11 protein-coding genes and 1 pseudogene are annotated in these 14,110 nt (G+C 53.2%); all 12 read right to left on the minus strand.

The genetic code is table 11. From position 1 onward, the window contains the following. Positions 1-57: 57 nt before the first annotated feature. A complete protein-coding gene (locus AC9UG7_RS03135; RefSeq protein ID WP_509583987.1) occupies positions 58-1,308 on the minus strand; it encodes an acetamidase/formamidase family protein in 1,251 nt (416 codons plus the stop codon). 480 nt (positions 1,309-1,788) lie between these two features. Continuing rightward, the gene (locus AC9UG7_RS03140) at positions 1,789-2,583 is read right to left on the minus strand and encodes an enoyl-CoA hydratase/isomerase family protein (protein ID WP_509583990.1); all 795 of its coding nucleotides are present in this window, start codon (positions 2,581-2,583) and stop codon (positions 1,789-1,791) included. Continuing rightward, positions 2,576-2,929 (minus strand): Zn-ribbon domain-containing OB-fold protein, encoded by a 354-nt coding sequence (locus tag AC9UG7_RS03145; RefSeq protein ID WP_509583992.1) that lies wholly within the window; start codon positions 2,927-2,929, stop codon positions 2,576-2,578. Before AC9UG7_RS03145 ends, AC9UG7_RS03140 begins: the two co-directional genes overlap by 8 nt. Continuing rightward, the gene (locus AC9UG7_RS03150) at positions 2,926-4,089 is read right to left on the minus strand and encodes a thiolase domain-containing protein (RefSeq protein ID WP_509583995.1); all 1,164 of its coding nucleotides are present in this window, start codon (positions 4,087-4,089) and stop codon (positions 2,926-2,928) included. Before AC9UG7_RS03150 ends, AC9UG7_RS03145 begins: the two co-directional genes overlap by 4 nt. Next, a complete protein-coding gene (locus AC9UG7_RS03155; RefSeq protein WP_509583998.1) occupies positions 4,089-5,615 on the minus strand; it encodes a class I adenylate-forming enzyme family protein in 1,527 nt (508 codons plus the stop codon). Before AC9UG7_RS03155 ends, AC9UG7_RS03150 begins: the two co-directional genes overlap by 1 nt. 58 nt (positions 5,616-5,673) lie before the next feature. After that, a complete protein-coding gene (locus tag AC9UG7_RS03160) occupies positions 5,674-7,074 on the minus strand; it encodes an amidase (protein ID WP_509584001.1) in 1,401 nt (466 codons plus the stop codon). 23 nt (positions 7,075-7,097) lie between these two features. Continuing rightward, positions 7,098-8,771 carry an AMP-binding protein gene (locus AC9UG7_RS03165; RefSeq protein WP_509584152.1) on the minus strand — a complete coding sequence of 558 codons (1,674 nt, stop codon included), beginning with the start codon at positions 8,769-8,771 and terminating at the stop codon, positions 7,098-7,100. A 152-nt stretch (positions 8,772-8,923) separates the two neighbouring features. Next, complete coding sequence (locus AC9UG7_RS03170; protein ID WP_509584155.1) at positions 8,924-10,441, minus strand: amidase; 1,518 nt, start codon at positions 10,439-10,441, stop codon at positions 8,924-8,926. Between the two features lie 459 nt (positions 10,442-10,900). Next, positions 10,901-11,422 (minus strand): annotated as a pseudogene (locus tag AC9UG7_RS03175) (ABC transporter ATP-binding protein); the annotation flags it as partial. 2 nt (positions 11,423-11,424) lie between these two features. After that, complete coding sequence (locus AC9UG7_RS03180) at positions 11,425-12,150, minus strand: ATP-binding cassette domain-containing protein (protein WP_509584004.1); 726 nt, start codon at positions 12,148-12,150, stop codon at positions 11,425-11,427. Next, a complete protein-coding gene (locus AC9UG7_RS03185; protein ID WP_509584007.1) occupies positions 12,147-13,241 on the minus strand; it encodes a branched-chain amino acid ABC transporter permease in 1,095 nt (364 codons plus the stop codon). The genes AC9UG7_RS03180 and AC9UG7_RS03185 overlap by 4 nt, the downstream gene beginning before the upstream one ends. Continuing rightward, on the minus strand, positions 13,238-14,104 hold the full coding sequence (locus AC9UG7_RS03190; protein ID WP_509584010.1) for a branched-chain amino acid ABC transporter permease: 867 nt from the start codon (positions 14,102-14,104) through the stop codon (positions 13,238-13,240). Before AC9UG7_RS03190 ends, AC9UG7_RS03185 begins: the two co-directional genes overlap by 4 nt. Positions 14,105-14,110: the final 6 nt, after the last annotated feature.

Here is a 14,110-nt window from a genome sequence, read left to right on the forward strand (position 1 = left end):
AGATTCCAAAAAAAAAGAGCGAGGGTGACTCGCTCTTTTTGGCAAGTCTAAGTGACTTTATTTTTTACCGAAAATTTCCATAGGACAAATGGTGGTCACGGCGTAGTTTGGCACATCCACCACGTTGCTGATGCGCAAGTCGCAGGCAACGCTGGCAACAACCAAAGCTTGTTCTTTGCTCAATCCTTTGGTGGCCATCAACCAATCGATCATAGTGATCAATGAATTGCGTGCGGCCAAGGTGAGATCGTTGGACAGGTTAGTCAAAGGCTTGATTTTTTCGCTGTCGAGGTAAGCCCATTGAGGAGGTACTTCTCCGGCCTTCTTGAGTGGGTAACCGACCACAGCGTGGAAGCTGTCAGGCTCAAGTTTCTTGATTTGAGAACCGCCCTCGAACATGGGCTGTTTAATCAAAGAAGCCATGCCTTTGCGAATTTCAGTGGTCACTGTAACGATGGCACCCATCTCGATGGCGGTACCAGCCACTTCGCCATCACCTTGTGCATAGTGAACGTCACCAATAAAGAATCCGCAACCGTCGATGAAGCAAGGCAGCAAAAGGGTTGTACCTTCGACCATTTGCTTGACGTCCATGTTGCCGCCATTTTCACGGGGTGGAACAGTACGCAAACATTTGTCTTTGTGGCTACCGTTAGGGCCGCAGATGTTGGCGGGACGAGCGTTGATAGGCTGGGGTGGCAGTGCAACGCCACCGGCAGCGCCCAATTGGTTTTCACGGGCCAACCATTTTTCGATTTCTTCTTCACCAGGCATGACACCTACAGAGCCCATGAAGCCGTTCATTGGAATACGTACGCCTGGCAATTGCGCTGACACAGCCTCACGGCGGTTCAACTTCCAGTTGGCAACATAAGGATCCGGAAACATGTCAGGCAAAAAGCCAAAGCCGGGGATCAGCGTGGTGTAGCCATATTCATTGGGGTTGATATCAATCAGTTTGATGGCCAACACATCACCGCGTTTTGCGCCTTCAATGTAGATGGGGCCTGTCATTGGATGAATCAGATTGGTGTCAATGGCAGTGACATCTTTAGGCAAAGAGTTGATATTCAGATTGGCATCCAAAGCATCACGTGTGTGCACCATGATCAAGTCACCTGGCTTGGCGCGAGCCACAGGTTTGATCGCGGGGTGATAGCGGTTGAAGCAATTGGGGTCTTGTTCGCAATGACCTCCACTCTTCTTTACTTCCACAATGGTTTGTGTTTTGACTTCGGTGGTATCGGCGAGGGCATTTATCAAAGCCGTGCTGAAAAGCAGCGTAACAATTGCAAGTTTGTTATTCAACATCACTGTCCTTTGTATTTAAAATGAAAAAAATATTTTCAAAAACCATTTTATGAACAGGTTCATAAAGCACAAGAACTCTTCAAGAATCCACTATTTTCTAAGGGTTATTGAAAATTGATTCAAAACATATCGCGGATCTGATTAAAGAATGCCTTAGCATTAATGGCTTGATTGAGAAAGAAATTCATCTGTAGATGATTGTTTGTTTTGAATACATTATTGAATCAGAAACTTCTTTGTAACGCCAAACCTGCACCAAGCTTTATTGCCATATGGAGTCTTCATCAAATTCTTGTGCTGACGACACAAGAACCTCGATCTAGGCTTGAACCAAAGCCGTCGTTGGATGGTCTCAATCGTATCAGCCATCTTAAAGATACACAAAAAGCGAATCGCCGTCGCATGCCCGCAGAGTTTGGATTCCCAGCACACATAACAAAATATTTATGTGCTTTTCTTCACCCTCCTAGCTATGACCTAGCTGCCTTTGAAATCGGCGGGTCTGCGCTCTTTGAATGAAGCCAATCCTTCTTTCAAATCATCGGTAAAAGCCACATCTCTGAAAGAGCGTGACTCCCACTGCAATGCTTCTGCCATATGCATACCTACTGAACGGCGCACCACTTCTTTAGCAAACCGGTGCGACAAAGGCGCTCGCGTGGCCAGCATTTGCGCGTACGCCAAGGTTTTGCCAAGAAGTTCGTTGGGTGCATACACACGGTTAACCAAACCGATGCGGTAAGCATGCGCTGCATCGACCCGTTCACCCGACAAAATAATTTCCATGGCGTGTCCCATGCCGACAATTTGCGGCAAGCGAATCAAGCCGCCATCGCAGGCATGAAAGCCCCATTTCGCGTCTTGCAAGGCGAACTCTGCGTTGTCTGAGCAAAAGCGTATATCGCAGGCCAAAGCCAACTCGAAACCACCGGAAATAGCAAAACCATTGACTGCCGCCAAAATGGGTTTGTCTATGTCGAGATTGCGCGTGATGCCGCCAAAGCCCGGGCCGTTGGTGTACTTGGCGCGAAACTCAGGCGCCGCCGCTTGCGCGAAAGTCAACGTGTAAGTCTTCAAATCAGCACCGGCACAAAACGACTTGTCACCCGCGCCGGTGATGACCGCGACACGCGCTTGGTCATCACGGTCAAACTCATGCCAGATGTCTATCAATTCATCGTTAGCGGCGAAATCAAGTGAATTCATTTTGTCAGCGCGTTGGATGGTGATCAACCGCACCGCACCGTGTTTTTCATAGGAAATATCAGCCATCTCGTGCCACCTTGAATGTTGGAATATCTGTTTGAATCAGTTCGTCCTTGACCAGCACCACGCGGTCACCCAAGCGGTCGCTGGGCGCTGACAACAATCGTCCGCAAATGCGCATGCCGTTGTCTAAATCGAAAACACCGACGTGGTACGCACCCTCTGCTTTGAACCTCAGCGGAGGTTTGCGAACCGTGGTCCAACTCGCCAACACACCGGTTGCTGCCACATGCTTTGTTTGAAACGTGGGCTGTAAACAATGCGCGCACACGATGGGTTTGCGTTGGGTCAAGGTCTGACATGACTGACATTGAAAGACCGCCAAGGCAGGCGCAGTCGCCGCTGAAATCATGCGTCTCTACCCAAAATATGCACGGTGCAAGCCACACCTGTGCCACCTAAGTTATGCGTCATGCCAATGCCTGCATTGGCGACCTGGTTGGCATGTTCACCGCGCAACTGCAATACCACTTCAACCATTTGTCCCACGCCTGTGGCACCCACGGGATGGCCTTTGGCCAGCAAACCGCCGCTGGGATTGATGACAACATCACCTTGCATGCCGGTGCGACCTTGTGCTGCCCAACGACCGCCCTCGCCTCTGGGTACCAGCCCCAGGTCTTCGCTGTCGATGATTTCTGCAATCGAAAAACAGTCATGGAGTTCAACCAAATCAATACCGGCCGGTTGCAGTCCCGATTGTTTGTAGGCCTGTTGCGCGGCCAACACGGTGGCATCAAACGAACACAAATCTGGATGATTTGAAATACGCGCAGAACCGCTGGTTTGCACACTGGCCATGACACGCACACGCGGCTTGTTCGAGTTGGCAGGCAACAATTTCTTGGTGCAAACCAACAAGGCAGCAGCGCCATCGCTGGGCGGGCAACAGTCAAAGAGTTGCAAAGGGTCAGCAATCATGGCGGAGGCGCACACTTGCTCTATGGACAAATCAGCACCCATTTGTGCCAAAGGATTTTTCAAACCATACGCCTTGTTTTTAATCACAACACTGGCAATGTCTTCACGTGTGGTGCCGTATCGCTGCGCATGTGCTCGCCACGCCAAACCAAACAAGCCGGGAAAAGTCAAACCGCTGAGGCCATCGTATTCATTGTCCATGGCGCAGTTCAGCGCAGAAGTGACCTCAGGCGTAGAAGCATGCGTCATGGTTTCCACTCCCACCACCAATACCGCATCGCACATACCGCTGGCCACCATCAAGCATGCATGTCGCATGGCAATGCCGCCTGAGGCACAAGCGCCTTCCACCTTGGTACATGGAATGCCTTGCAAACCCAATTGCTCTGCCACCAAACCAGCAAGCACTTCTTTGCCGTTCAAAGGCCCGCTGATGAAGTTACCGAGATACACAGCGCCTATGCGTGCGCGATCAATACCGGACTCCACCATAGCTTTTGCAGATGCGTCCACTGCCAAGGACTCTATGCTGCGCCCCGCATGTTTACCAAAAGTGGTTGAACCTATGCCTGCAACATACACATCACGCATCACGCTTTATCCTGTTTAAGTTGTTGTCTTAATGCGGTTTTCAAAATCTTGCCGTAATTGTTTTTCGGCAGATCAGGCGGAAAAAAATAATCACGCGGCCGTTTAAATCGCGCGAGATTATCCAAGCACAACTGATCGAGTTCTTGCGGTGTGACACGCATGCCTTCCCTTAACACCACAAATGCCACAGGCTCTTCACCCAAATCGGCATGAGCCATTCCAATCACAGAAACTTCAGCGACGGCGGGGTGATGCAGCAGCACCTCTTCAATTTCGCGCGGGTAAATATTGCTGCCGCCTCGGATGATCAAATCTTTAGATCTGTCTTTGAGCGTCAAATAGCCGAGCTCATCTATCGAGCCTATGTCTCCCGTCCACAGCCAATCGTCTCGTACCGCAGCGGCGGTAGCCGTTGGATTGTTCCAGTAACCCAACATACGGGTGGCACTGCGTGTGACCACCTCCCCGGGTTCGCCCAAAGGCCTGTCACGCCCTTCATCATCCACCACCCGCACATCCACGCCTGTGCGTGAAGTTCCGCACGACGCAAGACGCGCCAAATGTGCCGCATCCTGCTGGCCTTGATGATCCGGCCTAGACAAAGCGGTGATGGTCATGGGGCTTTCTCCTTGACCGTAAATTTGTACCATGCGTGGCCCAAAAAGATCCAAAGATTGCAACAGATCAGAAACATACATAGGGCCACCACCGTAAGTGATGGTGTGCAAATTGCCAGCCGGGTTTGCGATGCCCTTGCTTGCACGAAGCATGCGCGTCAGCATGGTCGGTGCAGCAAAAAATGAAACGCGCTGATACCGCTGCAAAGCTTGAAACACCAGATCAGGGTTGAACGTGGTTTCAATCACCTGATGTCCGCCATTGAACAAATGCGGCAAGCTGTACAAACCAGAACCATGCGACAAAGGTGCGACATGCAAGAACGTATCTCCAGCTTGCACACAATCGATGTCTGCACCGTATTGCAAACACATGTTCATCAAGTTCAGGTGAGACAACATAGCGCCCTTGGGTACGCCTGTGGTGCCGCTGGTATAAAAAATCCATGCAATGTCGTTGGCTTGCATGGGGGCCACCTCCATGGCATGGTGACTTAGCAAATCCATGTATGAACCAGTATCGACAGAAATCAAAGGCAACGCGGATGGAAAATCAGCCAATGCAAGTTGCAAGCCATTGAACAATCCGTCACTGCAAATCAATGCTGAGGCTTGGCTGTCCAAAGCAATGTGACGTACTTCCTTGGGATGTAATTTGGCATTCACTGGCACGGGGCATAAGCCGGCGATCCAACATGCAAACAATGTTTCAAAGAATGCTACGCGGTTTTCCATGCACATAACGACTCGATCAGAACGCTTGAGCAGGCAACGTTGCCGCAGTCCAGCGGCCAAGGCGTGACTGCGTTGCGAAAGCTCACCATAGCTAAGTGTTTGATGGCTGTCGCTCAGCGCTGGCAACTGTGGATGGCTGCGTGCGCGGTTGAGAAAAGCCTGAACGAGATTCATACCGTAGAGAAGCAGTGCATGTTGAACATTCCTCGCAGGCGCTTCATCGAATATGCACTCAAAGCCGGGGCGGTACCCGCGAATGCCAATCCGTCACACGTTGAAACGCGCTGCCTGCGCGTACGAGTGTGGCTTCATCCAAATGCGCAGACACCAGCTGTATGGCAACCGGTGTGTTCTTCACTGTGAAGCCAGCTGGCAAAGTGATGGTTGGGTTGCCGCTCATGTCAAACGGCGCGGTGAATTTGATCAGACGGGCCAATTCAGCAGGCACCGTACCGATCACCGACATTTCTTCACGTGTAGGCGAGGCCATGGGTTGTGCAGGAATCAACAACAAATCGCAGTTTTGGAAAAACCCGCGCACCGCCCCCTTGAAAGCGCGACGACGCAACCAGATTTTTTGCATCTCCACCGCAGAGATGGAACGGCCAAATTCAATCAAACCGCCCAAGCCCGGGCCGTACAAATGTTTGTTTTTCGGGTGCCAAGGCTCATGCGCCACCGCGGTTTCTGCGGCACACGCCGTGCCCCAATCAGCGACCATGTCTGTCACATCAGGAAAGCGCACGTGTCGCATGTCTGCGCCTAAAGATTGAAGCACCTCATAGGCAGACTGCACGGCTTTTTGCATGTCTGCGTCCAAGCCTGCACAGTAGTCCGGATCAAAGCCTATGCGTAAACCGCTTAACTGGGTAATGTCACCGCACACATAGTCAGGCACTGGCGCATGCAACGCAACGCTGTCATCAGGGTCTGCGCCTGCAATCAATCCCAGCATATGTCCACAGTCCATGGCCGAGCGAGCCATCGGGCCTATATGGTCTAGAGAGGCCGCCAGCTCGAACGCACCATGCACAGGTACACGCGCCCAAGTGGGCTTGAGTCCCGTCACGCCGTTAGCCGCTGAAGGAAAACGGATGGAACCGCCAGTGTCGGTGCCAATGGCTGCAAAACACAAACCCGCTGCGACAGCCACACCCGAGCCGCTGGAAGACGCACCGGACCAGTGATCATCGTGCCAAGGGTTGATCGGCGGGGGCACATCAGGATGGTGATCGGCAAATGCAGCTTCTGTCATGGTGAGTTTGCCAAGCAACACCGTTCCGGCTTGTCGCAAGCGTTTCACCACCGTGCCGTCGTAGGCGGGTGTGAAGTCGCGCATCATCGGCATGCCGGCAGCAGTGACGATATCTTTGGTGTAACACAGGTCTTTGAGCGCGATAGGAACGCCGTGTAAGGGACTGAGTATTTGTCGGCGCATGATCATCGCATCTGCATCACGCGCTTGCTTCAAAGCGATGTCATGCGAGACGGTGGCGTAGGACAACAAACGTTTGTCGACACGCTCAATCCGGTTGAGCATCATGTGGGTGAGTTCGACAGACGACAGTTTTTTGCTGTGCAGCAGCCCTGCCAGTGAATACGCGTCCAGAAAAGCCAGTTGGTCGTCAGTCACTGTGTGCTTTCTGTCGTCACTGCTTAAGCGGTTTGCGGTGAACGCAAACCCAGTTCATCCATCATGCTTTGACGCATCTGAAATTTTTGCGGCTTGCCGGTGGCTGTGAGAGGAAATTCGCGCACGATGCGCAGATAACGCGGTGTTTTGTAGTGCGCCATGCGGGAGCGGCAATAGTCAATGAATTCATCCGCTTCGGCGGTTTGTTCTGGTTGCAAGATCACCCATGCAGCGATTTCCTCGCCGTATTTCACATCGGGTATGCCAAAGACTTGAACGTCCAATACTTTGGGGTGTTGCATCAACTGGTTTTCGATTTCACGCGGAAATACATTCTCTCCACCACGGATCAACATGTCTTTGACACGGCCAACGATATTGCAATAGCCGTGCGTGTCAATGGTCGCCAGATCGCCGGTATGCATCCAACCGGCATCGTCAATCGCGTCGGCCGTTTGCTGCGCGTCTTCCCAATAAGAGCGCATCACCAGATAACCGCGCACACACAACTCGCCCGGCATACCCACTGGCACCATGCGCCCATGCGCGTCCACCACCTTGGCCTGCACATGCGGCTGAATGCGTCCAACCGTGGATACACGGCGTTCGACTGGATCTGACACATGCGACTGGAACGACAACGGCGAAGTTTCAGTCATGCCGTAACCGATGGTGATTTGCTTCATGTTGAGCGTGCGCATCACCGCCTGCATAGTATCAACAGGACAAGGCGCACCGGCCATGATGCCTGTGCGCAAAAGACTGAAATCCATGGTTGCTACAGCAGGTTCGGCCAACATGGAAACGAACATCGTGGGTACGCCATGTAATGCGGTGCAACGCTGCTTGACCACAGTTTTAAGCGTGGCTGCGGCGTCAAAGCCTTCTGCCGGAAACACCATGGCAGATCCCGCGGCGGTACAGGTCAACACACCAAGCACCATGCCAAAACAGTGATAGAGCGGCACCGGTATACACATGCGGTCTTCATGCGTCAATGCCATGGACTTGGCTGCAAAACGTGCGTTATTGACGATATTGAAATGCGACAACGTGGCGCCTTTGGGATTGCCCGTGGTGCCGCTGGTGAATTGGATATTGATCGCGTCATCCGGGTCGAGCGCCGCCGACAAATCTTTCAACCGCGCATGTTGGGCGGGACCAGCTTGGTGTAAAAAATCTTTGAAACGCATAGCGCGTGCAGGCACCGGTAATTTGGCTGCTTCATTGGCCGACAAAGAAAGATCGTCAAGCAAGATGACGTGTTTCAAATGCTCTAAACGCAATGAAGTCAATTCACCTGCCTGACCAGGCCGGTCAATTTCAGGGGCGAGTTGGCGCAATGTATCTAAGTAATGGTTGGTTTTATAGCCTCGCGCCATCACCAACATGCGGCATCGCACTTTATTCAACGCATATTCAAGTTCGCTGCTTTTATAAGCGGGGTTGATGTTCACCAACACGGCACCTATGCGGGCAGTAGCGAACTGGGTCAGCAACCATTCCAGCCGGTTCGGCGCCCAAATACCCACGCGGTTGCCCCGCCTGATACCCATGGACAACAAGGCGGCTGCCATGTGGTCGGCTTGTTGCTGCAAGTCGTACCAACTCAGACGCTGGTTTTGCGCGACAAACACGGCGGCGTCGCGTGAGCCATGACGCAACACCGCGCGGTCGAGCAACTGAGGGATGGTCATGAAATGCAAGGACACATCGGTAGGGCCAGCAACAAACGACAGCGAACCCGGCGGGCTCAGCGTGTGATCCGCGCCGCCTTTGACCCAATCTGAGAGAAATGGATTGTGGGACACCTTGTCTGTTACCTGCTGAATAGATACTGCAAAGTCTGTCAGAAATTGCGCCAGTCACCGGCTTGCTCAAACGCATGGGCAGCGCGGTAAATGGTGGATTCTTCCCAATGCTTGGCCACCAATTGCACACCGATGGGCAAACCGTTGGACATGCCGCATGGCACGCTCATGGCTGGGTGTCCAGTGACATCCAAGGGGCAGGTATTGCCGAGCATTTCCAGTGCACGCTGAACAATGAGTTTGAGCGGTGCATTAGATGGCGGCAGCGGTGTGGCTTTCATGGGCACCGTCGGCAACAAAAGCAAGTCGTATTTCGACAATGCATCGTCATAAGCCTTGGCCAATACCCTGCTCAGGTTTTGCGCTTTGGCATAAAAATGGCCACGGTAGTTTTTGATGAAATATTCACCAGCCATCATCGACACCTTGAGCGATGGCGACAACTCATCCGCGCGGGCACGCCAAGCAGAATGTGCGTCCAATAAGCTGGTGGTATACAAGCCCTTCCAATTGAAACCCATGCCGTTGCCGTTCATCATTTGTGCCTGCAAGCCTTCAACGGCAATGGCAGTCCAAATGGCCGGGCCATCCATGTGCATAGGTACAGACACATCTTCCACGATGGCCCCCATGGCACGCAAACGGTCTGCGGCTTGACGCACCTTGTGGTCCACATCAGGTTCACTGTCTGCGCGGTTAAAGCCTTCAAGCAAGACGCCAATGCGCAAACCCGACACACCGCGCCCCAGGGCGGCTGTGTAACGATCGACACGCGGACTGTATTGGCGCGGGTCCAAACCATCTGCACCTGCAATCACCTCTAGCAACAAGGCGTTGTCAGCCACATTGGCTGTCATCGGTCCTGCATGGTCAATCGTTGCTTCAATCGGCATCACGCCGGTATAAGGCACCAAGCCGTGGGTGGGCTTCATGCCGTAAATACCGCACCATGAAGCAGGCATGCGAATAGAACCCCCTTGGTCACCACCAATGGCCAAATCGAGTTCACCCGCACCCACCAACGCAGCAGAACCCGAGGAGGAACCACCGGCTGAGTAGCCATAACGATATGGGTTGTGCACAGGACCAGCGGCGTTGGTATGGCTGCCACCTGACAAACAGAAATATTCGCAATGTGCTTTACCCGCAATCGAGCCACCGGCATCCAGAATGCGCGTGACCAAGGTGGCATCCACATCGGGCACATAGCCTTCAAGCGAAGAAGCACCGTTCATCATGGGCACACCCGCCAGACACACATTGTCTTTGAGCACCACCCGCTTGCCGGACAAAGGCCCGTGCGCGGCGCCGCGCACTTCGCTCTTGACCGCCCAGGCATTCAACGGATTGTCAGCAGGGCTTGGTTTGATACCAGGTGTACGCGGATATCTGACCGGCGGCAGGTTGTCGGGCAATTGCGTCAGGCGGTCATAGGACTGGAAAGTGCCCTCCATGATTTCAAGGTACTCCGCCACTTCGCGCGATGACATATTCATGTGCATGGATTCGACGATGGCATGCATCTGATCGACAGTAGGACGTTTGACAGTAGACATGATTCCCCCGGGGCCGGTGGCCTTAGATTCGATGGCGGTTGAATGCGACCGCTTGTTGATAGAAGAAGATTTGACCGATGGACGACTGTGCTCACGCACATGATCTGCACTGGCTTGGACGCTTGCAGGTGCAGGCGGAGTGTGAAGGGCTGACGGCGCAACTGCCGATGGGTGGTGTGCGCTTGCAGATTTGGCACTATGCGAGTGAGGGCTGTGTGTCATGCGGGCTGAACCCATGCCAAGCAATTCGCTCAAGCCTCCACCACTCAATTGGCTGGCATGCAATTCTTTAAGTATGGTGCCGCGCTCAAACACCAAGACGCGGTGCGCAACGTCGAGTACCAAATCCAAATTTTGTTCCACGATGATCAGCGCCAGTCCGAACTCGTCACGCAATCTGGCCAAGGTAGCACCGATCTCTTGGACGATGGAGGGTTGTATGCCTTCGCTGGGTTCATCAAGTAACAACAGCCAGGGCTTGGGCACCAGTGCGCGCGCCAAGGCCAGAATTTGTTGCTCACCGCCAGAGAGGGAGCCACCTTTGCGATCGAGCAAAACACGCAAACGGGGGAACTGATCAACCACACGCTCCACCGATTGTTCTTCGGTTTCGCCTATGTCTTCACGCCATGCCATGCGCAGGTTTTCAAGCGCAGTCAGACCAGGCAAAATGCCGCGCCCTTGCGGTACATAGCCTATGCCCATTTGCGAGCGCTGGTGCGCCGCAGAGCCAGTGGCGTCAGTGCCATCGAGTTCAATGCGTCCACCCGTAGAAGACATCAAACCCATGATGACTTTGAGCAGCGTGGTTTTACCCATACCGTTATGGCCGACGATACCTACCGCCTCGCCTTCATGGATTTGCAAATTGACACCGTGCAACACAGGCACTCGGCCGTAACCGGCACGCAAATCAGCGACTTGCAGCACCACATCGGCACGCTCAAAAGAATCTGCGGTGGAGTTGTGTGACTCAGCCATGCTTATTTCGCCCGGTTGCCAATGTAGACCTCACGCACTTTTGCATTGTTCATGACCGCATCTGTGGCACCTTCCATCAGCACTGCACCTTGGTGCAAGACAGTGACCGAGCCGCCCAACATACGGACAAAATTCATATCGTGGTCGACCACCACCACTGCCGCTTGCTGGTTGATGCCATGAATCAATTCCACCAACCTGTCTGCTTCAGCACCCGTGATGCCGGCAGCGGGTTCGTCCAGCAATACCAGTTTGGGCCGTTGACACAGCACCAGACCGATTTCCACAATTTGACGCTGACCATGGGCCAGTTCACCCACACTGCGACGCAAATGGGTTTGCAAACCGAGTTCGGTCACCACGCGGTCGACCTCTGTGGAAGCCCCTTGTTTGCCGTGTATGCGCCGCGCCGATAACCACAGGTTTTCCCAAACGGTCAAGCCGTTCATTACCGAAGGCACTTGGGTTTTGATACCTACACCAAGTTGCACAATATCATGTGGACGCCAGCCGGTGACATCATGGCCGCGGATAAAGACACGGCCGTTGCTGTGGTTGATCTGGTGCAAGCCGGTCATGCATTTGAACAAGGTGCTTTTGCCTGCGCCGTTGGGCCCGATAAGGCAACGCAGTTCTCGTTCGCGCAAATTGAAATTGACGTTATTGACAGCCAGTACGCCACCAAAACGCATAGACAAATCGCGGGTTTCGACGATCATTTCACTCATGATCCGCTACCCGTTTTGTGATGGTCTGAGGAGGCATGCGAGGTACGGCGCTCACCCCCACGACGGCGCATGCTGTTGTTGCGCGCACGACTGACACTGCGTTGACCTTGTTGTTTGCGCCAACCCATGACAGTGGGTAACAAACCGCGAGGCAATAACAAAACGACCAAGACCAGGATGGCGCCAATCACCAGCGAGTTATCGATAAAGGTTTGACCGCCTAGCAACAGCTTCATGGTGCCTAACAACACCGCGCCAATGACAGGGCCCATCAAAGTACCCAAGCCACCGGCAATCACCCAAATGATGACTTCCACCGATTGACCCAAACCAAACAATGCCGGTGTGACGATCTCTGCCCAACTGGCAAACAAACAACCGGCCATGCCCGCCATGGCTGCAGACAAAGAAAAAATGGCTGTTTTGTAAGCCGGTGCGTTGTAGCCCAGCAATTCAATGCGCGACTCATTTTCACGAATACCCAGCAATATGCGGCCAAAGGCGCTGGACAACACCCAGCGTGACACCAAGTAGCAAAAGACCAGGCAACACACCACCAAGTAATACAGAGGCACGCCGTAAATTTGTGTCGTCGGGTCTCCTGGCACATTCAAGATAGGAAAGGCAGGAATACCGTTAAAGCCGCCCAAGCGTGCGTTGCCTATGCTGTAGGCATCTCCTGCTGTGGCACCCATGAACTTGGCCATGATGAGAGAAAACACCAGCGTGATCACGCCCATGTAAACATCACTGATGCGGCCGTAAAACATCATGGCGCCAATCAGGGCAGCCACAAACGCAGGCAATAAAATAGCCAGCATCCATGCTGCTGTGCTTTCACCCAAATTCATTGAAGTGATGGCATAGGTATAGGCGCCAAGGCCGAAATACGCAGCGTGGCCAAAACTCAGAATACCTGCATAACCCCACATCAAACCCAGAGACAAAGCAAACAAGGCCCAAATGCCGAGCAAGGTTGGTGTGTTGGTATCAAACACTGCGGGCAACAACAACAGTAGCAAGGTGATGGCGATGATCCAGCCCCAGTGCGTGCGACCGGCACTGGAGAAATTGGCGGCGTCTCCAATCATGGCGCGTTACGGAAAAAGCGACCGGTAATGCCTTGCGGCATCAGGCGCAGCAACACCACGGCAAATGCCAGCATGGCAATTTCTCCAATGACTGGGGTTGAGCCAAATGACACCACCTGATTGATGGTGCCGAAAATGATGGAACTCGACAAGGTGCCGGTAATCACCGCTGCCCCGCCAGTGATGACGGTGATAAATGCCTTGGCAATATAAGCACCGCCAGACGAAGGCAACAAACCCGTCAATGGCGCCAACACGCCCCCTGCCAAGCCAGATAAAGCCGCGCCGACAGTGAACGTCCACATATACACGCGCTTGGGGTCGTAGCCCAGCGATGAAGCCACATCGGCACTTTGCATGGCGCCACGGGCCACCAAGCCAAGTCGGGTAAACCGCATCACCAACCACATACAAAGAATCAACAAGGTGGCAATGCCGATGATGAACAAGTTGTAGCCACCCATTTGAAACTCACCTAGTTCGTAGCCGGGAATAGGCGCCGGCACACTCACCGCCGTGTTGCCGAAAATAAAGGTGACGATACCCACCATGAGCAACGACAGGCCCCAAGTGGCCAGCATGGTGTCGATCATGCGGCCATACAACTGACGCACTACCAATCGTTCAACCAGCAAACCCAAAATACCGACGACCAGCGGTGAAATCACCAGCATGGCGAAATAAATATTGATGTCGGCCTTGGCGCATGCAATCGTGGTGTAACCGCCGATCATGACGAATTCACCGTGCGCCAGATTGATCACGCGCATCATGCCAAACACCACTGCCAGCCCGGCACTGGTCAGCACCAAAAAGGCAATCATGTAAATAATTTCAAGAAGTACAACCGCCGCGTAATCCATGTTTAC

It is taken from the genome of Limnohabitans sp., assembly GCF_046052765.1.
GTDB lineage: Bacteria > Pseudomonadota > Gammaproteobacteria > Burkholderiales > Burkholderiaceae_C > Limnohabitans.

Excerpts from the sequence above, each read along its gene's own strand:
- AC9UG7_RS03140 (WP_509583990.1), bottom strand. The coding sequence starts at position 2,583 with ATGGCTGATATTTCCTATGAAAAACACGGTGCGGTGCGGTTGATCACC.
- AC9UG7_RS03145 (WP_509583992.1), bottom strand. The coding sequence starts at position 2,929 with ATGATTTCAGCGGCGACTGCGCCTGCCTTGGCGGTCTTTCAATGTCAG.
- AC9UG7_RS03150 (WP_509583995.1), bottom strand. The coding sequence starts at position 4,089 with ATGCGTGATGTGTATGTTGCAGGCATAGGTTCAACCACTTTTGGTAAA.
- AC9UG7_RS03155 (WP_509583998.1), bottom strand. The coding sequence starts at position 5,615 with ATGAATCTCGTTCAGGCTTTTCTCAACCGCGCACGCAGCCATCCACAG.
- AC9UG7_RS03165 (WP_509584152.1), bottom strand. The coding sequence starts at position 8,771 with ATGACCATCCCTCAGTTGCTCGACCGCGCGGTGTTGCGTCATGGCTCA.
- AC9UG7_RS03170 (WP_509584155.1), bottom strand. The coding sequence starts at position 10,441 with ATGTCTACTGTCAAACGTCCTACTGTCGATCAGATGCATGCCATCGTC.
- AC9UG7_RS03180 (WP_509584004.1), bottom strand. The coding sequence starts at position 12,150 with ATGAGTGAAATGATCGTCGAAACCCGCGATTTGTCTATGCGTTTTGGT.
- AC9UG7_RS03185 (WP_509584007.1), bottom strand. The coding sequence starts at position 13,241 with ATGATTGGAGACGCCGCCAATTTCTCCAGTGCCGGTCGCACGCACTGG.
- AC9UG7_RS03190 (WP_509584010.1), bottom strand. The coding sequence starts at position 14,104 with ATGGATTACGCGGCGGTTGTACTTCTTGAAATTATTTACATGATTGCC.